The sequence below is a fragment of the Streptomyces sp. NPDC090083 genome, assembly GCF_044747445.1.
Classification (GTDB): domain Bacteria; phylum Actinomycetota; class Actinomycetes; order Streptomycetales; family Streptomycetaceae; genus Streptomyces.
In genome coordinates this window covers 110,606-130,181 of sequence record NZ_JBIVED010000012.1, presented here as the reverse complement: position 1 = coordinate 130,181, position 19,576 = coordinate 110,606, and the positions used below count along the sequence as shown (strand labels likewise).

Genomic DNA, 19,576 nt, shown 5'->3' with positions numbered 1-19,576 from the left:
CTGTGCGGCAGTTCCGGACAGTCGATGGGGTCAGACCGTGACCGGGTGGCCGTTGAGCGCGCCCAGCGGGGTGTCCGCGAGGCCCAGCTCGCCTGCCTTGTCGAGCAGTTGCCGGAGCTGACCGGCGTTCGCGGTGTCCGAGGTCATCAGCTTCATCAGCAGCGCGGACACGGTGAGGTTCTGCACGTCGGCCGTGGAGACGGAGCCGAGGACGCGGGCGAGGTCGTCGGCGATGTTCGACGTGCCGTCCAGCCAGGGACGCGCCAGCGCCTGTGCCGTCTGGGAGTTGGAGACGAAACCGTCCACACTCCTGCCGAGCGAGATCGACGACATCAGCCGGTCGAAGAAGACCGAGTCACCGCCCACGATGTCGATGTCGGCGTGCTCCAGGCCGGTGGCGAGGACCGTGGCCTGCGCCTCCGCCACCTGCCGCTGCACATCGAGCCCGGCGAGCCGGATCTCCTTCTCCGCCTGCAGCCGCAGCCGGTACTCCTCGTGTCCGCGCGAGGCCTCGTCGAGGGCGGCCATCGCGGCGGCCTTCTCGGTGAGACCTTCCGCCTCGGCCTTGAGCTTCTCGCCGATGCCGGTGGCCTCCGCGAGCGCGTTCGCCCGGACACCCTCGGCCTGCGCGAGCACCTTCGCCTGCGCACCCTCGGCCTCGGCGAGCGCCTTGGCCCGGGTGCCCTCGGCCTCCGCACGCAGCCTGGCCTCGGCGCCCTCCGCCTCCGCGCGCAGCCGCGCCCCCGTGGCCTCGGCCTCGGCCCGGCCCGCCTTCACGGTGACCTCGGCCTCCTTGTCCCGGACCTGGACCTCGGCGAGTCCGGCCGCCGCCGCCTCCGCCTGGATGCCCTCGGCGAGCCGCAGCTTGGCGCGGGCGTCGAGGTCGGCGGACTTCAACCGGGCCTCGGCGAGCGTGAGTTGCTCACCGGCACGGTGCCTGGCGGCGGCCTCCGCGGCCTCGGCGCCCTTGATGTCCTTGACCAGCTTCTCCTGGGCCTCCGCCTCGGCGGCGATGATCACCGACTGGCGGGTGCGCTCGGCCTCCTCGACCACCCGCAGCTTCTTGATGGCCTCCTCCTGCTCGGCGACCGTGCGGTCCACGGCGATCCGCTCCCGCACCACGTCCGCGACCTCGCGCCGCTCCGCCTCGACCTCCTTGTCCCGGGCGATCCCGGACAGGTTCGTCTCCCGTTCCCTGGCGATGACTTCGAGGAGCCGGTCCTTCTCGATACGCTCGTTCTCGACGGCGATGACCCGCTCGCGGTTCTTCTGCGCGACGGCGATCTCGCGGGCCTGGTTCTCGCGCTGGACGCCGAGTTGCTCCTCGGTGCGCAGGAACGCGGCCTGGGCGCCGAGCCGTTCCTCCTCCTGCACCTTCGCGGTGGCGGCCTCCTCCTTCGCGCGCAGGGTCTCCACCTCGCGCCGCTGCCGGATCTCCGCCTCGGCCTGCCGGCGCTCCAGTTCCAGGATGGTCTCGCGGGCGTCGACGTTCTGCCGGGTGATCTCCTTCTGCTCGGTGCGCTGGAACTCGTTCGTGCGCACATGCTCGATCGTCGTCAGCTCGGTGATCTTCCGGATGCCCTGCGCGTCCAGGATGTTCTGGTTGTCGAGCTGCGTCATCGGCGTCTGCTCAAGGAAGTCGATGGCCGCGTCGTCGAGGTGGTAGCCGTTCAGGTCGGTGCCGATGACCTGGATGATCCGGTCCCTGAACTCCTCGCGCTTGGTGTAGAGATCGACGAAGTCCAGCTGCTTCCCCACGGTCTTGAGCGCCTCGGAGAACTTCGCCGCGAAGAAGGCCTGGATCGCCGCCGGGTCGCTCGCCGTCTGGGTACCGATGGCCTGCGCGACCTTGATGACGTCCTCGACGGTCTTGTTGACCCGCACGAAGAAGCTGATGTGGATGTCGGCGCGGATGTTGTCCTGGCAGATCAGGCCCTCCCGCCCGGTGCGCCGGATCTCGATGGTCTTCACCGAGATGTCCATGAACTCGGCCTTGTGCAGCACCGGCAGCACGACCGCCCCGGTGAAGGTCACATCGACCTTCTTCGTCTTCGACACGATCAACGCCCGCCCCTGCTCCACCTTCCGGAACAGCCGGCCGACCACGAGGAGGAGAGCGAGCGCGATGAGCAGGACTACGGCGACGAACACGCCGATGCCGACGGTGATGGCGTTCATGACATGGGTCCTCATTGCGTGAGAGAGGTGAGAGGAGTGAGAAGGGTGAGAACAGAGAGAGCGACGAGCCCGGATCGCGATGCCGTCGACGGCTGCGCGGCGGCACATGCCCGGATTTCAGGGCCTGTTGGCGAACAGGTGCGGGGTCACAACCCGCAGGTCAACAACGGTCAACACCCGCCGGCAACCCGCGTAGGCCAACTCGTCCGAACCGCCGACCGGTTGACGGCCCGTCGGGCTATCCGGGCGCGCCGGGCGGAGCCAGCAGCCCCAGCCCCGGTCCCGGCCCGCCGTCCGGCGGATACGGAGTGACCCAGAAGAACTCGCCCACCTCGTCGTAGGCGTAGAGCAACCCCGTGCTGCCACTGCCGAGCCCGCCCGCCGCGGCGTCGCCGGCCGACAGCCGGACCTGGACCACCGCCGCCGAACCGTCCCCCGCCCTGACCTCCGCCTGGCCGAATCCCGCGTCCACCCGCCCCGTGCGGATCGTGCAGGTCAGGCCGACGAAGTCCAGCCGCGAGGGCCCGGGTTCGTCGGGGAACAGGCGGTGCAGGGGCCGTACGAACAGCTTGGTCGCGCGCCAGGAGACGTACACCGTGCCGATCAGCACGGCCGCCCCGACCAGGAGTCCGGCGGGCCCGGACGGGACGAGCAGCACAGCGGCGCAGTAGCTGATCAGCCAGCCGACGGCGACGAACAGCGAGAAGACGAAGGTCACCGGGACCCCACCCAGACCCCAACCATCCGTGTACGTATGGGAGTTGAGGTGCGCGTGGCCGTGGGCGTCCGCCGCGCCCAGCGCGACCAGCAGCCAGAACACGACGACGACCACGAGCGCCGCGGTGAAGACGACGGTGGGAAAACCGGTCGCGGCAGCGAGAAACGCCCCCATGATCACGGCCCCCCGTTCCCCGTCCAGTGCCCACGACGCGTCCCGCCCGTTCGGCACGCGTCAAGATTCCGGAGATGCGCGGATCGCGGCCCCGGTGCCGGGACACCTGCCGGTGTCCGGCACCGGTACCTTCCGCGGTGCTCCCCTGGCGCCATGGTGCACGCGGAGGGCACGCCCGCGCATTGCCGGAACCCGGCAGTGTTCACTAGGGTCTTGATGCCGGTGACGCGCTAAGAAAGCGTCACCGGGGCGTCAAGGAAGACGGGGGCGGAGTTGCCGGAGCGCGACATACCTGAGCACTACCTGGCGGGGTTCGCGCGGCTCCTGGCGGAGGTCGCCGGCACCGGACGCCGCCTGACCCGGACCGAGTTGGCGGCCCGCCGCACCCTCGGCGAGCAGGCCGCCGAGGCCGGCCACAACCTGCGCTCCCTGGTCGGCGCGCATCTCGCCGCGACCCGCGCCGCCTGGCCGCAGACCCCCGGTTCCGCCGACTGCACCCTCGCCGCGGTGCAGCAGGCCGTCGACGCCTTCGCCGAGGGCTACGAACGCGCGCAGCGGCTCGCCGTACGCCAGGAGGAGGCGGCACGACGGGAGTTCATCGACGACCTCCTCTACGGCCGGAGCGATCTCGGGCGGCTCGCGGAACGCGCCGAGCGCTTCGGTCTGCGCCTCTCCCACACCCACGCCGTCGCGGTCGTCCAGGGTCCAACGCCGTACGACGAGAGCGCGGCGGTGCCACGTCAGGTGGAGCAGTCGATGATCAGCCGTTTCGGTGACCGCAGCATCCTGCTCACCACGAAGGACGGCCGGCTGCTGTGTGTCGCGCCCGGCAACCAGGACGACATCCTCACCCACTTCGCCAAGCAGGCGTACGCGGCGGCCGAGGGCAGCCGCGCGGCGATCGGCCGGCCACAGCCGGGCGCGGGCGGGATCGTCCAGTCGTACGAGGAAGCCCTGAACACGCTCGAACTGGCCGAGCGGCTCGACCTGGACGGCCCGCTGCTGCGCTCCGCCGACCTGCTGGTCTATCCGGTGCTCACCCGCGACCGGCAGGCGATGGCGGATCTGGTGCTCGAAGCGCTGGGCCCGCTGACCAGGGCGCGCGGCGGTCCGCGACCGCTGCTGGAGACGCTGGCGACGTACTTCGACAGCGGCTGCGTGGCCGCGGAGACCGCCCGCCGGCTGTCGCTGAGCGTGCGGGCCCTTACCTACCGGCTGGAGCGCATCCACCAGCTCACCGGCGCCGACCCGGCGGACCCCGGCCAGCGGTACACGCTGCAGACGGCGGTGATCGGGGCCCGCCTGCTGGACTGGCCCGACAGGGAGCTGTGACGGGCGGGAAAGCGAAGAGCGACCGCGCGCCCGGATGGTGCTACGGCGGCGTGGTCGCTCGGGGTGTGCGGGGACGTGCGGGCGGAGGCGTCAGCCCAGGGTGGTGCCGATGTACGGCGTCGAGTCCGGGCCGGAGTCCGTGGGCTTCTCCGCGGCGGGGTCCGGCTCGGGAGCGGCGGGCGCCGGGGTGGCGGGCGCGGGCGGCGTCTCGTGGCAGGTGAAGCCGAGCCGGGTCAGGGCCCTGGTCACCTCGGAGGCGGTGAAGTCACGGCGGTCCTGCTTGGTGATCACCTCGCCGACCTGCTTCACCGGGTACAGCTTGCGGCTGATGACGGCGCAGGGACCGGTGACGGGCTGCTCCGGCCGGATGCCCTTGAGCATCTGCTCCACCTCGCTCTTCGTCAGATCGAAGGGGTAACGGGCGATCACGCAGCGCATGGTGCCTCACCAAGGGGTTCGAGCGGGAGGAGAAGGGCGGATTTCTCCTCGGGGAAAGCAAAGAACAGCCGCAGAACGGCGGGTAAATGAACAGATACGAAAAGGGGCCCGCACCCAAGGTGCGGGCCCCTGTTTCGCACACTCGCGTGCTTAGGCGGGAACGATGTTCTCCGCCTGCGGGCCCTTCTGGCCCTGCGTGATGTCGAAGGTGACCTTCTGGCCTTCCTGCAGCTCACGGAAGCCCGAGGTGGCGATGTTCGAGTAGTGGGCGAAGACGTCGGCGCCGCCGCCGTCCTGCTCGATGAAGCCGAAGCCCTTTTCCGCGTTGAACCACTTCACGGTACCGGTGGCCATGTCTTAACTCCTAGGCAGTGCACGAGATCCGCACTTTACGAATCTCCTCCATCGCCGTGATGATCACCTGCACCGGATGTCCGGTTCAAAATTGGCAACCACAACTGCAACTGCAGGCAGCCTAGCACGGAACCCATTTTCGCGACGTGGGAAATGGGTTCGAAAAGGGCCGCCCGAAACGGTGAATTTCTGTTTCGGGGACATCAGATTTTCTCACCGTGCGAGGAGCTTCGCCGCCCGTCGTGGACATGCCGATCGTCGGGGGAACGCAACTCCTCGTTGACCCGCAGCGCCTCGTCCAGCCGGTCCTCCAGGCTGATGATGCGGCAGGCGGCCTCGATGGGGGTCCCCTGGTCGACCAGCTCGCGGGCGCGGGAGGCCGTACGGAGCTGGTGGCGCGAGTAGCGGCGGTGACCGCCGTCCGACCGCGTCGGGGTGATCAGCCCGGCCTCACCCAGTGACCGGAGGAAACCGGGGGTGGAGGCGATCAGCTCGGCGGCCCGGCCCATGGTGTAGGCCGGGTAGTCGTCGTCGTCGAGCCGGTCGGCCGCGGGCTGCTGGCTTTCTGCGGGCATGTACACCTTTCCTGCGGACCGCCGGGTCGGGCCGGCCGCCCCGGGAGACCTGGTTCCCCCTACGGGAACTCTAGTCGCACCGGGGGAATCCCTGTCGCGGCGAACACAGATGTCCTGACGCCGTCCGGCACGGTCAGGGAGCCAGGATCAACACCCGGCAGGCGGCCGTGGGCTGTGGATCAAGGCCGTCCGGGTGCCCTGGTGAACCTCGTTCGGCGGCTCGCACGGGGCGCACGGGGTCCCGCGCGGCGCCCGGTACGACGTCCTGCCAGCCCCAGGCGTGGTAGGCCTCCAGGGCGGCGGTGTCCGTGCGGGGGATCAGGGTGACGCCGACGGCCGGGGCGTGGTCGTCGAGCAGCCGGCGCTGGAGGCGGCGGGCGAGGTTCCAGTCGCGGTCCCGGTAGTGGGTGCGCACGCGGGGCGGGACGACGATCCCGGAGACCGCGAACAGCCCGCCGGTCAGCGCCAGGCCGTGCAGGCGCCGGGGCAGCCGGGTGTCGAGGCCCTGCCACCAGGGGTCGGCGACGCGGACGGGGAAGCCGTAGGCGCAGGCCGTCAGGGTGGTGTTCTCGGCGATGAGCAGGGCGAACCCGGGGTGGCGGACCTCGCCGGCCAGGCGGCGCAGGAAGGCGTCCCGGCTGCCGTCGCGGCTCCCGCCGCCGGTCTCCTCGTACAGGACGCCCAGGTCCTGGAGTCGGTCCTCGATCTGGCGGCGGCTGAGCGGGCGGACGCGGTCGCCCTGCCAGGGCGAGGGACCCCGGTCGCGGGCACGCCCGGAACCCGCCCCCTCAGCGCTCTCAGCGCTCTCCGCACTCTCCGCGGTCGACGGCCGACCGGGCACGTTCACGGTCATGGGCCGAGCCCTGCCCCGGGCGCGGACACGTCCGCCCCGGCGTCGTCGTTCGCCGGGAACGGCACCGGCGCGATCCGGCGCACGAGGGATTCCCGGTCCCTTCACGGTACGCCCACGGGCCGCGGAGGGGCTCGGGACGCCTCCGCCCCACCCTCGGGACCCCGGAAGGTACCGGCGCCGCCCGCTACTGGTTCCAGCTCTCGTCGTACGGGTCCTTCGGCGTCGGGACCGGCGTGGCCCGGGTGACCTGGAAGTAGGGGATCGGGCGGTTGTTGATGGGGTCCTTGGTCTGCCTGGGGCTGTACGTGCCGGTGATCTCCAGCCAGGTGTCGGGCTGGAGCACCGGCGGGACCTTGCCGGTCAGCGCGATCTTCACCGGCTGGGCGTCCGCGGCACAGCAGTTGAGGGCCATGCGGACGAGGAACGGCGACCCGGACTTGTCCAGCGCGACGAAGCCGGTGACCTTCAGCTGCCGGGTGCCCAGGGACCGTCCGTGGTCGTAGACCGCGCGGCTCGCGTAGTCGACCAGGCCGATGGTGAGCGGGTTGCTGTCGGGGAGCTTGAGCAGGCCGTACGGCTGCTGGATGGCCGTGCCGGTGCGGACCGCGCTGTAGGAGCCGAGGGCGGGCGGGGCGACCAGGATGAGGGCGAAGAGAGGGAGGACCAGGAACCAGGAGATACGGGGTTCACGGTGGACGTGGACGTGCCCCTCGGCCTCGGGGGCGTGCTCGTCGTGCCCCTCGGCCTCGCCGTGCGCCTCCGCGCGCGCTTCCCCGCGGGCTTCCGGCCGCGCCTTCTGCAGCCGCGCCCGGCGCCACTCGTACCACGCCGTCGCCAGCGCCGTCACGATGAGGACCGCGCCCGAGAGCAGGAGGAGCGGCTGGAGGCCCGCCTTGACGTAGCGCAGGTAGAGGTTGGTGAAGCCCGCGTGCAGGAGGGCCGCGCCGACCAGGAACAGGACCGCCGCCTGCGCCTGCCGGTTCACAGGAGCACCGCCCCGGTGACGACCGCGCCCGTGATGGCGAGGACGAAGGTGGCGGGTGCGAAGCGCAGGGCGAAGCCCCGGCCGAACGTGCCCGCCTGCATGGCGAACAGCTTCAGGTCGATCATCGGGCCCACCACCAGGAACGCGAGTTTGGCCGTCAGCGAGAACTGGGTGAGCGACGCGGCGACGAACGCGTCCGCCTCCGAGCAGATCGACAGCAGGACGGCGAGGACCGAGAGGGCGAGGATCGCGACCACCGGGTTGTCGGCGGCCGTGCGCAGCCAGCTCGCGGGTGCGACCGCCTTGAGCGTCGCCGCCGACATCGCGCCGATCACCAGGAACCCGCCGGCCTGCATCACGTCGTGCCGGACCGAGCCCCAGAACGCGGCCCCCTTGGTCTCCCCCTCGTGCGGCTCGTGAGCGGGCAGGCGCAGCCAGTCGGTGCGGCCGAGCCGCGTCCACAGCCAGCCCATCACACAGGCCACGAGCAGACTGCCGACGAACCGGCCGAGCACCATCTCCGGGTTGCGCGGGAACGCCACCGCCGTCGCCGTCAGCACGATCGGGTTGATCGCCGGGGCGGACAGCAGGAACGCGATCGCCGCCGCCGGGGTCACGCCCCGCCGCACCAGCGCCCCGGCCACAGGAACCGACGCGCACTCGCAGCCGGGCAGGATCGCGCCCGCCACGCCCGCGATCGGTACGGCCAGCACGGGGTTGGCGGGCAGCGCGCGGGCGAAGAAGGTCGCCGGTACGAACACCGCGATCCCGGCCGACAGCAGCACGCCCAGCACCAGGAAGGGCAGCGCCTGCACGACCACGGCGACGAACACCGTCATCCAGCTCTGCATCACGGGCGCGGAGAGCGCCTGGCGGATCGGGCCCTGGGCGAGCACGACCAGGAGCAGCACCATGGTCAGCACGAGGGGCGAGTTGAGCTGCCAGCCGTCCTTGGAGGCCTTGGCGGCGGGCGCGGCGCCGTGTGATCCCTCGGCGGACACGGCCGGCTTCGTGCCCGTCGTCGTGTCCGGTTTCGCCTCCGGCTTCGTGCCCGGCTTCGTGGGTGGGTCCGGCGGCGTCTCGGTGGTCGGCGCGGCTGGTTCGGTGGTGATGGCCACGGGTGAGATACCTCCGGCAGACGCCTGGTTTCGCGAGTTTTGCTCCCGCTCTCTGCATACGGCAGCCGGGGCACGGGTGTTCAGCGGAATACTGGAACCACCCGCCTCCTTGGGGCAGTCTTTCCCCTCGTGGCGAGCAGCGTTCCGAATCAGACCCCGCCGGGCGGTGCCCGCGCGCACATGCTGGTGTGCGGAGACGACGCCCTCGCGCACCGGCTCGCCACCGAACTCCGCAGTGTCTACGGCGAACAGGTCACCCTCGTCGTGCCGCTCGCCGAGGCAGCCGTACGGCCGCCCGTGGTGGGCCGCGCCCGTGCCGCCTCGGCCGCGCTGCGCGACCGGGTCAACGCGGCGGTGGGCCGGACCGGCGCCAACGGTGGCGCCAACGGCGGGCCCACCACCTCCGAACCCCCGCGCGGGGAGCGGGTGTTGGAGGTCGCCGAGCTGACCGAGTCGGTGTTCGCCGACGCCGGTGTGGAGCGGGCGACCGCGCTGGCCCTCGTCTATGACGACGACGAGACCAACATCCGCGCCGCCCTCACCGCCCGCCGCCTCAACCCGCGGATCCGGCTGGTGATCCGCCTCTACAACCGGCGGCTCGGCCAGCACATCGAGGAACTCCTCGACCAGGCGGCCGCGTTGGCGACCGGGTCCGGTACGGGTGACGGATCCGGTGACGGGTCGGGGGCCGGGCCGGGCGGCGGATCCGGTGCCGGGTTCGACGCGTCGACGACCGTACTGTCCGACGCCGACACGGCCGCGCCCGCGCTCGCCGCGACCGCGCTCGCCGGGACCAGCAAGGTCGTCCAGACCGACGGCCTGCTGCTGCGCGCGGTGGAACGGCCGCCCCCGGCACCCGGGGAGGTCGCCGATCCGGGGCTCGCCACGCTCGCCCTGCTCTCGGCGACCAGCAGCGACCCGGCCGGCGCCGACGGCTCCGAGGGCATGGGCGAACACGGCCCGCGGCTGCTGCCGGACGCGGCGGCCGTCGCCTCCGCCACCGGGCGCGGGACCGTCGTCCTGGAACAGGTGTCGTACGCCGGGCCGCAGTTGCCCGGCGGGCGCGGGGGCGGGGTCGTGCCCCCGTTCTCCTCGCTGTTCTCGCGACGGCTGCGGTGGTCGCTGGCGGGCATGGTGGCGTGTGTGATCGCGCTCGCCGTCTCGCTGTGGCTGGTGACGCGGATCCATCCGCTGACCGCCTTCTATCTGACCCTGCTCGACCTGTTCGCGATCGACGACCCCGCGATCGGGGCGCCGCTGGGACGGCAGATCCTTCAACTCCTGTCCGGGCTCGTCGGGTTGCTGATGCTTCCGGTGCTGCTGGCCGCGGTGCTGGAGGCCCTCGGCACGTTCCGGACGGCGTCCGCGTTGCGCAAACCGCCACGGGGGCTCGGCGGGCATGTCGTGCTGCTCGGGCTCGGGAAGATCGGCACCCGGGTGCTGACCCGGCTGCGTGAACTCCACATCCCCGTCGTATGCGTCGAGGCCGATCCCGAGGCGCGCGGGCTCGCCGTCGCCCGGCGGCTGCGGGTGCCGGTGATCCTCGGCGACGTCACCCAGGAGGGCGTCCTCGAATCCGCGAAGGTCCATCGGGCCCACGCGCTGCTCGCGGTCACCAGCTCCGACACGACCAACCTCGAAGCGGTGCTGTACGCGCGGTCCGTGCGGCCGGATCTCCGGGTCGTGCTCCGGCTGTACGACGACGACTTCGCCACCGCCGTGTACCGGACCCTGCGGGCGGCGCACCCCGGTGCCCTCACCCGGAGCCGGAGCGTGTCCCATCTGGCCGCGCCCGCGTTCGCCGGGGCGATGATGGGGCGGCAGATCCTGGGGGCGATCCCGGTGGAGCGGCGGGTGCTGCTGTTCGCGGCGATGACCGTGGGCGGGCATCCGCAGCTGGAGGGGAAGACGGTCGCGGAGGCGTTCCGGGCGGGGTCCTGGCGGGTGCTGGCGTTGGACACGGCCACCCGGGACGCGGCGGAGGACGTGCGGCGGTCGGGGCTGGTGTGGGATCTGCCCGACTCGTACGTGCTGGCCGGGTCGGACCGGGTGGTGCTCGCGGCGACGCGGCGGGGGCTGGCGGAGCTGCTGGGGCGGCGGCCTCGGGACCGTGCGGGAGCGTGAACAGGTGCCCGGCGCCGGGGTCGGCCGGGGGCGCTGCCTGCACCCCGGCGCTGCGGGGTGCAGTCTCGCGCCCACCCGTGCCGCCCCGGCCGCACGACCTCCCGCGACTAGACCCGGGAATCCGCTCCCTTCAAGTGCCGCTCCGCGAAGTCGAGTTCGAGCTTGACCTGTTTGATCCGCTCGTCCACGACCAGTGACCCGTGTCCCGCGTCGTACCGGTACACCTCGTGCACCGCGCCCCGGGACTCCAGCCGCTTCACGTAGTTGTCGATCTGGCGGATCGGGCAGCGCGGGTCGTTGACCCCGGCCGAGATGTAGACCGGGGCGGTGACCTCGTCGACGTACGTCAGCGGGGAGGACGCCTCGAAGCGGGCCGGGACCTCCTCGGGGGTGCCGCCCAGCAGCGTGCGGTCCATGGCCTTCAGGGCTTCCATCTCGTCGTGGTACGCCGTGACGTAGTCGGCGACCGGGACCGCCGCGATGCCGAGGGTCCACGCGTCGGGCTGGGTGCCGATGCCGAGAAGGGTGAGGTAGCCGCCCCAGGAGCCGCCGGTGAGGATCAGCCGGGCGGGGTCGGCGAGGCCGGAGCCGATCGCCCACTCACGGACCGCCGCGATGTCCTCCAGCTCGATCAGGCCGACGCGGTGCTTCAGGGCGTCGGTCCAGGCGCGGCCGTAGCCGGTGGAGCCGCGGTAGTTGACCCGGACGACCGCGTACCCGTGGTCCACCCAGGCCGCCGGGCCCGCCGCGAAGGAGTCGCTGTCGTGCCAGGTCGGGCCGCCGTGGATGTCGAAGACCGTGGGGAGCGGGCCCGTGGCGCCCGCCGGCTTCTGGACCAGGGCGTGGATGCGGCCGCCCGGACCCTCCACCCACACGTCCTCCACCGGGACCGAGCCGGGTGACTTCAGGCCGGGCGGGTCGAGGACCACCTCGCCCGTCGTCGAGCGCACGGCGGAGGGCTCGGCGGCCGACGACCAGAGGTACTCGACCTGGCCGTCGGGGCGGGCCGTCGCACCCGAGACCGTGCCGGGCGGGGTCGGCACCCGCTCCAGCTCGCCCGACTCCAGGTCGTAGCGGAAGACCTCGCTGCGGGCCTCGAAGCTGTGCGCGATGAGGAGGGCCGAGCCGTCCGGGTACCACTCCGCGCTGACGTCGCCCGGCAGGTCCAGGGACAGGTCCGTCTCGCCGCCCTTCACCACGTCCCACACCAGGGGCTCCCAACGGCCGCGCCGCTGATGGCCGATGAGGAGACGTGTGTCGCCGTCCACCGGGGCGAAGCCGAGGACTTCGAGGCCCAGTTCCTCGGTGCCGCCCTTGGTGTCGTCCAGGTCGGCGACCGCCGTGCCGTCCGGGCGCAGGACGCGCAGCGCGGAGTGCATCGCGTCGCCGTGCTCCGTGTGCTCGATGGCGATCAGCGAACCGTCGTGCGACAGGTCGCCCACGCCCGCCGACTCGCGGTGCCGGTAGATCAGCGTCGTGCCGTCACCGGTGCGGGCGAGGTGGATCGTCGTACCGTCCTCGTCCGTGGAGCGGCCGACCACCGCCGTTCTCCCGTCGCGGGCGAGGGCCACGCCGGCCGGATAGGACGGTTCGAGGCCCGGTACCGCAGGTTCGTCGGGGCCGCCCTTGAAGGGCTGGCGGCGCCAGACGCCGAACTCGTCACCGTCCTTGTCGTCGAACCACCAGATCCACTCCCCATCCGGGGAGAGCACACCGTCCGTCGTGCCGTTCGGCCGGTCCGTCACCTGGCGTTGCTCGCCCGACGCGCGGTCCCAGGCGTACAGCTCATACGTCCCCGTCGCGTTCGACACGAACAGGGAACGGTCGGGTGCGTCCTCCGCCCAGTCGGGCAGGGACACGCGGGGCGCCCGGAAGCGCTTCTCCCAGTCCGGTGTGTTCTCGGACCCGTTGCTCTCAGTCATGGCCCCATACTGCCCGCCCACGACGACATTGCACTGGCCGGATCCTCAGCCTGTGGATAACTTCGACCAAGTCCCGGTCGGAGCATTGCCGACGCCCGGTGAACCTCCGGGCCCGCCCCAGGCCCACCCCCGGGCCAAGAGCCCCACGGCAGCCCCGTACCGTGGACAGCGTGTACCGGTTTCTGCTGACATCGCGCTGGTGGGGCATCAACGTCTTCGTCCTGCTCGCCATCCCCTTCTGCATCTTCATGGGGTCGTGGCAGCTGAGCCGGTTCCAGGCGCGGGTGGACAGCAGCCACCAGGCCACCAAGCAGGTCGAGACCGACCGCACGGAAGCCGCGCGCCCGCTCGCCTCACTGCTGCCGGTCGACCAGAGCACCTCGGGCCGCCGGACCACCGCGACCGGCCACTACGGCAAGCAACTCCTCGTCCCCGACCGCCAGTTGGACGGGAAGAACGGCTTCTACGTCCTCACCCTGCTGCGCACCGACGCCGGCAAGGCCCTCCCCGTCGTCCGCGGCTGGATCCCCGGCGAGCCCGATGCCGCGAAGGCACCGGCCGCGCCCACCGGCGAGGTCACCGTCACCGGCTCGCTCCAGGCGTCCGAGACCCCCGGGGACAACGGCGTCAGCGCCCAGAGCGGCCTGCCGTCCGGCCAGACCGCCGCGATCAGCGCGGCCTCGCTGGTGAACCTCGTCCCGTACCACCTGTACGACGCGTGGATCACGCTCGACAAGGGCGACTCCGGGATGAAGGCCGTACCGGCCACCGCGCCCGCCAACACCGGCCTCGACCTGAAGGCCTTCCAGAACCTCGGCTACACCGGCGAGTGGTTCGTCTTCGCCGGCTTCGTCGTCTTCATGTGGTTCCGGCTGCTGCGCCGCGAGGTGGAGTTCGCCCGCGACGCCGAGCTGGGCCTGCTCCCGGAGGACGAGGAAGCCCAGGCGCCCGCAACCGCCGTATGACGCCGGAAGGCCGTCGGCCGACGGCCTTTCCGCGACTACGACCCCGCCAGCACGCCCGTCCGGTACACCGTGCCCGCGCACGCGTTCGTCACGGTCGCCGTGACCGTGGGCGAGCCCGTCTCCGCGGTGTGGGTGACCTGCACGCTGCCGTCGAGCGTGCCGTCCTCCAGGAGCTGGGTGGACGTCCCGGTGTCGCCTGTCGTGGAACCGCTGCTGGTGCCGGCGTCCTCCGTCGGTGACGGGCTGGCCGTCGAACCGCCGGTGGTGGTGCCACCGGTGCTGGTGCCGGTGGTGGGGCAGGTCTCCGAGGGCACCCAGGCGAACTTGACCAGGTAGGCGGAGCCGGGACCCAGCACCAGCTGGGAGGTCTCCGTCGACGGGTCGGGCAGTCCGGCCGCCGCGTCCCCCGCGCTGTGCCGCACCACGGTGATCTTGGAGCTGTCGGCCGCGCCGGTCGCGTAGGTGCCGACCGTGCCAGGGCCGCCGACGGTGCAGCTGGTGCCGGAGGTGTTGGTGACGCTGAACGTGCCGTAGACGACGCCCGCCGCGTCGGGGGCGTCGACCGTCGAGTTGGACGAGCCTAGCTGCGCGGCCGTGCACACGGTGGCCGATGTGCCGGCGCTGGCCGAGGGGTCCGCGCTCACGGTGCCGCTGCCGGGGGTCTTGCCCGTGCCGTCGTCCTTGTGGCCGCCCGGGTTCTCGGAGGCCCGGCCGGAGGAACCGCCCGAGGTACTGGCGCCGCCGTCCGGGTCCTTGCCCTGGGTGGTGCCGCCCTGTGCCTGGGAGCTGTTGCCCGCGATGGACGGGTCCGCGTTGTTGCCGGTGGAGTTCGAGACGTGCACGAGGGCCGGGATCGCGGTGCCGAAGAAGAGCAGGGTGGCGGCCATGCCGACGAGGGCCTGGCGCTTGCGGGCCCGGCGGGCCGGTACCGCCTTGCGCAGGTGGTCCAGCGTGCCGTCGCGCGGCTCGACCTGCTGGACGGCCTGGTGCAGCAGCCGCCGCAGGGCCATCTCGTCGGGGCCGAAGCCTTCGGGGGCGTGGATGTCGTCGTCGTGCGCGTCGGAGCCCTGGCCCGCGGACGCCAGGAACCCCAGGGGTCCACCGGGTCCACGGGGTCCTACGGGTTCCACGGGGTGCCGTTCCTCGGTGTCCCCGGTGTCCCCGGAGGTGCCGGTGTCCCCGGAGTTCTCAGGGGTCTCCCGGTTCTCGGGGCTCTCGGGGCTCTCGGGGTTCCCGTCGAGGCTCGGCCCGGTGGGGCTCTGTTCGTCGGGGCCGTGGTTCACAGTTCCGTTCCCAGCGTGTGTCTCGTTCGGCTGTTCCTCGCGCGCCCAGGCCGGGCCGCGCCGGACGTCCGGCTCACGCCGTGCGCGCGAGCCGTCCCCCTCGGCCGGGCCCTTGCCGCCGGCCGTGCCGTTTCCGTCGGCCCTGTCGCTCATGACGTGGCCTCCATGGCGATCCGGAGGGCGGCGATCCCGCGCGAGCCGTACGCCTTCACCGAACCCAGCGATATGCCGAGCGACTCGGCGACCTGCGCCTCCGTCATGTCCGCGAAGTAGCGCAGGACCAGGACCTCGCGCTGCCGGCGCTGCAGTCCCTTCATGGCCTTGATGAGGGAGTCGCGCTCCAGCAGGTCGTAGGCGCCCTCTTCGGCGCTGGCCATGTCCGGCATCGGCTTCGAGAGGAGCTTGAGGCCGAGGATGCGGCGGCGCAGGGCCGAGCGGGAGAGGTTGACGACCGTCTGGCGGAGGTAGGCCAGGGTCTTCTCGGGGTCACGGACGCGTTTGCGCGCCGAGTGCACCCGGATGAACGCCTCCTGGACGACGTCCTCGCAGGACGCGGTGTCGTCGAGGAGGAGTGCGGCCAGGCCCAGCAGCGAGCGGTAGTGCGCCCGGTAGGTCTCGGTGAGATGGTCGACCGTCGTGCCGGCCGCGACGGCGTCGTCGACGTCGCGCTGGTTCGGGATGCGGGCGGGCCGCGCTGCGGGCATCGGCGCGATCACCGGCATGCCGCCGGGCGCACGGGATCCACGCGGGGGCCGGAGGGCCGTGCCGCGCGCCGCAGAGAAGTCGAGTACCTGAGCCACGCCAGTTGGACACGCTTCCCCCCTCGGGGGTTGTATGCGTCGGCCGTCACATTTACGTCGGACGGCACACACCGTCCACCCGGCCGCCCGGCGTCCCCGCCCACCCGTCCGGCGACATCACCCACCCGTCTGGTGTCAGGCAGCACAACCGGCAGTGCGTCGAACACCCTCATGCCTACCCGCTCTTCCCCTGTGTCACGAAAGTCCGGAGCGTCCCCACGCCCCTCGCCGCATCACCGCGCGTCCACCTGAAGGACGTTCGCAACGACGCTCCCCGCTCGCCGCGCGGTTGCGGAAAGCGGGGAGTGAAATCTTCGGATGCGAAGACGGTCGGATTCAAGGGTTCCCAACCATTAATCCGACCACATCGCGCACGCCGATCCTACAAACCCGTGCGCCTTTGGCCAGCGGATTTACGGTCGGGCAGGGTGAGTTGGGCCCGCGCTCAGGCCAGTTCGCGCGCCACCAGCTCGGCGATCTGCGCGGTATTGAGGGCGGCTCCCTTGCGCAGGTTGTCGCCGCAGACGAAGAGTTCGAGCGCGGTCGGATCGTCCAGCGCCCGCCGCAGCCGCCCCACCCAGGTCGGGTCGGTGCCCACCACGTCGGCGGGCGTGGGGAACTCCCCGGCGGCCGGATTGTCGAACAGGACGACCCCCGGCGCGGTGGCGAGGATCTCGCGCGCCCCGTCGACGGTGACCTCGCCCTGGAAACGGGCGTGGACGGTGAGCGAGTGCGTGGTGACCACCGGCACGCGCACACAGGTGACGGCGACCGGCAGCCCGGGCATGCCGAGGATCTTGCGGGACTCGTCCCGCACCTTCATCTCCTCCGAGGACCAGCCGTCCTCGCGCAGCGACCCGGCCCACGGTACGACGTTGAGCGCGACCGGCTCCGGGAACGGCCCGGTGTTGTCGCCCACGGCCCGCCGCACGTCACCGGGCTTGGTGCCCAGCTCGGTGCCCGCGACGAGGGCGAGCTGCTGGCGCAGGGTGTCGACCCCGGCCCGCCCGGCCCCGCTCACCGCCTGGTACGAGGACACCACCAGCTCGCGCAGCCCGAACTCGGCGTGCAGCGCGCCCACGGCGACGATCATCGACAGGGTCGTGCAGTTCGGGTTCGCGATGATCCCGCGCGGCCGGTGCCGCACCTTGTGCGGGTTGACCTCGGGGACCACCAGGGGCACCTCCGGGTCCATCCGGAAGGCGCCCGAGTTGTCGACGACGACCACGCCCTTGGCGGCGGCGATCGGCGCCCACTGGGCGGAGACCTCGTCGGGGACGTCGAACAGGGCGACGTCGACCCCGTCGAAGGCCTCCTCCGTCAGGGCCACCACCTCGACCTGCTCCCCGCGCACGGCCAGCTTGCGGCCGGCCGAGCGCGGGGAGGCGATCAGGCGGATCTCGCCCCAGATGTCCGCATGCTGGGACAGGATCTGGAGCATGACCGTGCCGACGGCCCCGGTCGCGCCGACCACGGCGAGCGTCGGACGCCGGGTAGCTCCGGTGCTGGGCATCAGCGGCCGGTGCCTCCGTAGACAACGGCCTCGTCGCTGTCGGAGTCCAGGCCGAACGCCGTGTGCACGGCGCGGACGGCCTCGTTGACGTCGTCGGCGCGGGTGACCACCGAGATGCGGATCTCGGAGGTCGAGATCAGCTCGATGTTGACGCCGGCGTCGGACAGGGCGGTGAAGAAGTCGGCGGTGACGCCCGGGTTCGTCTTCATGCCCGCGCCGACCAGGGAGATCTTGCCGATCTGGTCGTCGTAGCGCAGCGACTCGAAGCCGATGCCGCCCCGGTTCTTCTCCAGGGCGTCGATGGCCTTGCGGCCCTCCGCCTTGGGGAGGGTGAACGAGATGTCCGTGAGACCGGTCGAGGCCGCCGACACGTTCTGCACGATCATGTCGATGTTGACCTGCGCGTCGGAGATCGTCCGGAAGATCACCGCGGCCTCGCCCGGCTTGTCGGGCACGCCGACGACCGTGATCTTGGCCTCGGAGGTGTCGTGCGCGACACCTGAGATGATGGCCTGCTCCACCTTCTGGTCCCCAATCGGCTCACTGCTGACCCAGGTGCCCTGAAGTCCGCTGAAGCTGGACCGCACATGGATCGGGATGTTGTATCGGCGGGCGTACTCCACACAGCGGTGGAGCAGCACCTTGGAGCCGGAGGCGGCGAGCTCCAGCATGTCCTCGAAGGCGATCCAGTCGATCTTCTTCGCCTTCGGCACCACCCGCGGGTCGGCGGTGAACACGCCGTCGACGTCGGTGTAGATCTCGCACACCTCGGCGTCGAGGGCGGCGGCGAGCGCGACGGCGGTCGTGTCCGAGCCGCCCCGGCCCAGCGTGGTGATGTCCTTCTTGTCCTGGCTCACACCCTGGAACCCGGCGACGATGGCGATGTTGCCCTCGTCCAACGCGGTGCGGATCCGACCGGGCGTGACGTCGATGATCCGCGCTTTGTTGTGGACCGAGTCGGTGATGACGCCTGCCTGGCTGCCCGTGAACGACTGGGCCTCGTGGCCCAGGTTCTTGATCGCCATGGCCAGCAGTGCCATGGAGATCCGCTCTCCGGCGGTCAGCAGCATGTCGAACTCACGCCCGGCGGGCATCGGAGATACCTGCTCGGCGAGATCGATCAGCTCGTCCGTCGTGTCGCCCATCGCGGAAACGACGACGACCACTTGGTGGCCGTTCTTCTTCGCTTCGACGATTCGCTTGGCGACGCGCTTGATGCCCTCGGCATCGGCTACGGAGGAGCCTCCGTACTTCTGCACGACAAGGCCCACGTGCGCTCCTCGCTCAGTCCTGGTGTGTCGGCTCAGTTTAACGAGCACCCGAAATTCGCTTCCGCGGTATCGCATCGTGAGATTCGGACGCCCAGGTCAGCGCATGCCCACTTACGCACTTCGGGAAAAGTGCCGAGCGTCACAGATGGTCGCCGAGGGCCGGTCACCCTCACGCGCTGTAGCGGGGCGGGGATCGTCCCTGGATGATGTCGCCGCATGACCACCGACATACTCCTGGGCGGAATCGTCCTGCTCGGCGCTTCCGTCCAGTGGCTGACGGGCATGGGCTTCGCCCTGGTCGCCGTACCGGCTCTCGTCCTGCTGCTCGGTCCGGCCCAGGGTGTCGTTCTCGCGAACTGCGCCGCCGGCGCGATCAGCGTCGTAGGACTCGCGGGCGGCTGGCGGCAGGTGCGGTCGCGGGCGATGGTGCCGCTGTGTGTCGCGGCGGTCTGCACGGTTCCGGCGGGCGCCTGGACGACCCGTCAACTCCCGCCGCCCGTACTGCTGTTGACGATGGGCGGCCTGGTGACGGTCGCCGTCCTGCTGGTGATGCGCGGCGCCCGGGTCCCGGCCCTGCGCGGCACGAAGGGCGCGGTCGCGGCCGGTGCGGCGGGCGGTTTCATGAACGCGGCGGCGGGCGTGGGCGGACCGCCGGTCTCCCTGTACGCGGTCAACGCGGGCTGGACGGTACGGGAGTTCGTCCCCAACGCGCAGTTCTACGGCGTCGTCGTCAACGTGTTCTCGGTCGCCGCGAACGGGGTGCCCTCGCTGAGCGCGCCGCGCTGGACGGCGGTCGTCGCCGCGCTGCTCGTGGGCGGGATGATCGGGCGCGGACTCGCCGGGCGGATCCCCGAACACCGGGCGCGCGCACTGGTGTTGACGCTGGCCCTGGCGGGCGGGCTGACGGCGGTGGGAAAAGGGGCCTGGGGGGTGTGACACCCGCCGGGCCCCTTTTCACCCGGCAGCGGGCCGG

At 71.7% G+C, this 19,576-nt stretch carries 17 protein-coding genes; 4 read left to right on the top strand and 13 right to left on the bottom strand.

Annotation, left to right across the window (positions count from 1 at the left end; translation table 11 throughout):
• Nucleotides 1-30 precede the first annotated feature (30 nt).
• On the bottom strand, nt 31-2,178 hold the full coding sequence (locus tag ACIPTO_RS34085; RefSeq protein WP_401198569.1) for a flotillin family protein: 2,148 nt from the start codon (nt 2,176-2,178) through the stop codon (nt 31-33).
• A gap of 238 nt (nt 2,179-2,416) precedes the next feature.
• On the bottom strand, nt 2,417-3,070 hold the full coding sequence (locus ACIPTO_RS34080) for a hypothetical protein (protein WP_401198709.1): 654 nt from the start codon (nt 3,068-3,070) through the stop codon (nt 2,417-2,419).
• A 273-nt stretch (nt 3,071-3,343) separates the two neighbouring features.
• Here ACIPTO_RS34080 and ACIPTO_RS34075 point away from each other — a divergent pair, with 273 nt between their 5' ends.
• A complete protein-coding gene (locus ACIPTO_RS34075) occupies nt 3,344-4,402 on the top strand; it encodes a PucR family transcriptional regulator (RefSeq protein WP_401198567.1) in 1,059 nt (352 codons plus the stop codon).
• A 90-nt stretch (nt 4,403-4,492) separates the two neighbouring features.
• Here ACIPTO_RS34075 and ACIPTO_RS34070 read toward each other — a convergent pair whose 3' ends face one another.
• The 6 genes from ACIPTO_RS34070 to ACIPTO_RS34045 all read right to left on the bottom strand — a co-directional run bounded on the left by ACIPTO_RS34070 (nt 4,493) and on the right by ACIPTO_RS34045 (nt 8,725).
• Entirely contained in the window at nt 4,493-4,840 is a 348-nt protein-coding gene (locus ACIPTO_RS34070) for an SCO5918 family protein (RefSeq protein ID WP_366322438.1), read from the bottom strand.
• Between the two features lie 150 nt (nt 4,841-4,990).
• Nucleotides 4,991-5,194: a cold-shock protein gene (locus ACIPTO_RS34065; RefSeq protein WP_366322439.1), complete on the bottom strand. Its 204-nt coding sequence runs from the start codon at nt 5,192-5,194 to the stop codon at nt 4,991-4,993.
• A gap of 203 nt (nt 5,195-5,397) precedes the next feature.
• Entirely contained in the window at nt 5,398-5,769 is a 372-nt protein-coding gene (locus tag ACIPTO_RS34060) for a MerR family transcriptional regulator (RefSeq protein WP_366322441.1), read from the bottom strand.
• 133 nt (nt 5,770-5,902) lie between these two features.
• Nucleotides 5,903-6,622 (bottom strand): hypothetical protein, encoded by a 720-nt coding sequence (locus ACIPTO_RS34055; protein ID WP_401198564.1) that lies wholly within the window; start codon nt 6,620-6,622, stop codon nt 5,903-5,905.
• Nucleotides 6,623-6,806: 184 nt separating this feature from the next.
• Nucleotides 6,807-7,607, bottom strand: a complete 801-nt coding sequence (locus ACIPTO_RS34050) for a TIGR03943 family putative permease subunit (RefSeq protein ID WP_401198563.1) — start codon at nt 7,605-7,607, stop codon at nt 6,807-6,809.
• Complete coding sequence (locus ACIPTO_RS34045) at nt 7,604-8,725, bottom strand: permease (protein ID WP_366322446.1); 1,122 nt, start codon at nt 8,723-8,725, stop codon at nt 7,604-7,606. Before ACIPTO_RS34045 ends, ACIPTO_RS34050 begins: the two co-directional genes overlap by 4 nt.
• 180 nt (nt 8,726-8,905) lie before the next feature.
• On the opposite strand from ACIPTO_RS34045, the gene ACIPTO_RS34040 reads away from it, so the two are divergent.
• Complete coding sequence (locus ACIPTO_RS34040) at nt 8,906-10,849, top strand: NAD-binding protein (protein WP_401198707.1); 1,944 nt, start codon at nt 8,906-8,908, stop codon at nt 10,847-10,849.
• A 107-nt stretch (nt 10,850-10,956) separates the two neighbouring features.
• Here ACIPTO_RS34040 and ACIPTO_RS34035 read toward each other — a convergent pair whose 3' ends face one another.
• Entirely contained in the window at nt 10,957-12,771 is a 1,815-nt protein-coding gene (locus ACIPTO_RS34035; RefSeq protein WP_401198561.1) for a prolyl oligopeptidase family serine peptidase, read from the bottom strand.
• A gap of 170 nt (nt 12,772-12,941) precedes the next feature.
• Here ACIPTO_RS34035 and ACIPTO_RS34030 point away from each other — a divergent pair, with 170 nt between their 5' ends.
• Entirely contained in the window at nt 12,942-13,736 is a 795-nt protein-coding gene (locus tag ACIPTO_RS34030; RefSeq protein ID WP_366322450.1) for an SURF1 family protein, read from the top strand.
• 35 nt (nt 13,737-13,771) lie between these two features.
• Here the strand turns inward: ACIPTO_RS34030 and ACIPTO_RS34025 are convergent, their stop codons facing one another.
• The 4 genes from ACIPTO_RS34025 to ACIPTO_RS34010 form a co-directional block, all read right to left on the bottom strand.
• On the bottom strand, nt 13,772-15,172 hold the full coding sequence (locus ACIPTO_RS34025) for a hypothetical protein (protein ID WP_401198558.1): 1,401 nt from the start codon (nt 15,170-15,172) through the stop codon (nt 13,772-13,774).
• On the bottom strand, nt 15,169-15,819 hold the full coding sequence (locus ACIPTO_RS34020; protein ID WP_366322454.1) for a SigE family RNA polymerase sigma factor: 651 nt from the start codon (nt 15,817-15,819) through the stop codon (nt 15,169-15,171). Before ACIPTO_RS34020 ends, ACIPTO_RS34025 begins: the two co-directional genes overlap by 4 nt.
• Nucleotides 15,820-16,264: 445 nt before the next feature.
• Nucleotides 16,265-17,332, bottom strand: coding sequence for an aspartate-semialdehyde dehydrogenase (locus ACIPTO_RS34015; RefSeq protein ID WP_401198556.1), 1,068 nt, complete (start codon nt 17,330-17,332; stop codon nt 16,265-16,267).
• Entirely contained in the window at nt 17,332-18,603 is a 1,272-nt protein-coding gene (locus ACIPTO_RS34010; RefSeq protein WP_352183923.1) for an aspartate kinase, read from the bottom strand. The genes ACIPTO_RS34015 and ACIPTO_RS34010 overlap by 1 nt, the downstream gene beginning before the upstream one ends.
• Before the next feature lie 216 nt (nt 18,604-18,819).
• Between ACIPTO_RS34010 and ACIPTO_RS34005 the strand changes: the two genes are divergently transcribed.
• Entirely contained in the window at nt 18,820-19,539 is a 720-nt protein-coding gene (locus tag ACIPTO_RS34005; RefSeq protein ID WP_401198554.1) for a TSUP family transporter, read from the top strand.
• Nucleotides 19,540-19,576 lie beyond the last annotated feature (37 nt).

Coding starts and splice junctions, on each gene's coding strand:
- ACIPTO_RS34040 (WP_401198707.1), top strand. CDS start 8,906: ATGCTGGTGTGCGGAGACGACGCCCTCGCGCACCGGCTCGCCACCGAA.
- ACIPTO_RS34060 (WP_366322441.1), bottom strand. CDS start 5,769: ATGCCCGCAGAAAGCCAGCAGCCCGCGGCCGACCGGCTCGACGACGAC.
- ACIPTO_RS34005 (WP_401198554.1), top strand. CDS start 18,820: ATGACCACCGACATACTCCTGGGCGGAATCGTCCTGCTCGGCGCTTCC.
- ACIPTO_RS34080 (WP_401198709.1), bottom strand. CDS start 3,070: ATGGGGGCGTTTCTCGCTGCCGCGACCGGTTTTCCCACCGTCGTCTTC.
- ACIPTO_RS34055 (WP_401198564.1), bottom strand. CDS start 6,622: ATGACCGTGAACGTGCCCGGTCGGCCGTCGACCGCGGAGAGTGCGGAG.
- ACIPTO_RS34065 (WP_366322439.1), bottom strand. CDS start 5,194: ATGGCCACCGGTACCGTGAAGTGGTTCAACGCGGAAAAGGGCTTCGGC.
- ACIPTO_RS34035 (WP_401198561.1), bottom strand. CDS start 12,771: ATGACTGAGAGCAACGGGTCCGAGAACACACCGGACTGGGAGAAGCGC.
- ACIPTO_RS34025 (WP_401198558.1), bottom strand. CDS start 15,172: ATGAGCGACAGGGCCGACGGAAACGGCACGGCCGGCGGCAAGGGCCCG.
- ACIPTO_RS34085 (WP_401198569.1), bottom strand. CDS start 2,178: ATGAACGCCATCACCGTCGGCATCGGCGTGTTCGTCGCCGTAGTCCTG.
- ACIPTO_RS34015 (WP_401198556.1), bottom strand. CDS start 17,332: ATGCCCAGCACCGGAGCTACCCGGCGTCCGACGCTCGCCGTGGTCGGC.
- ACIPTO_RS34070 (WP_366322438.1), bottom strand. CDS start 4,840: ATGCGCTGCGTGATCGCCCGTTACCCCTTCGATCTGACGAAGAGCGAG.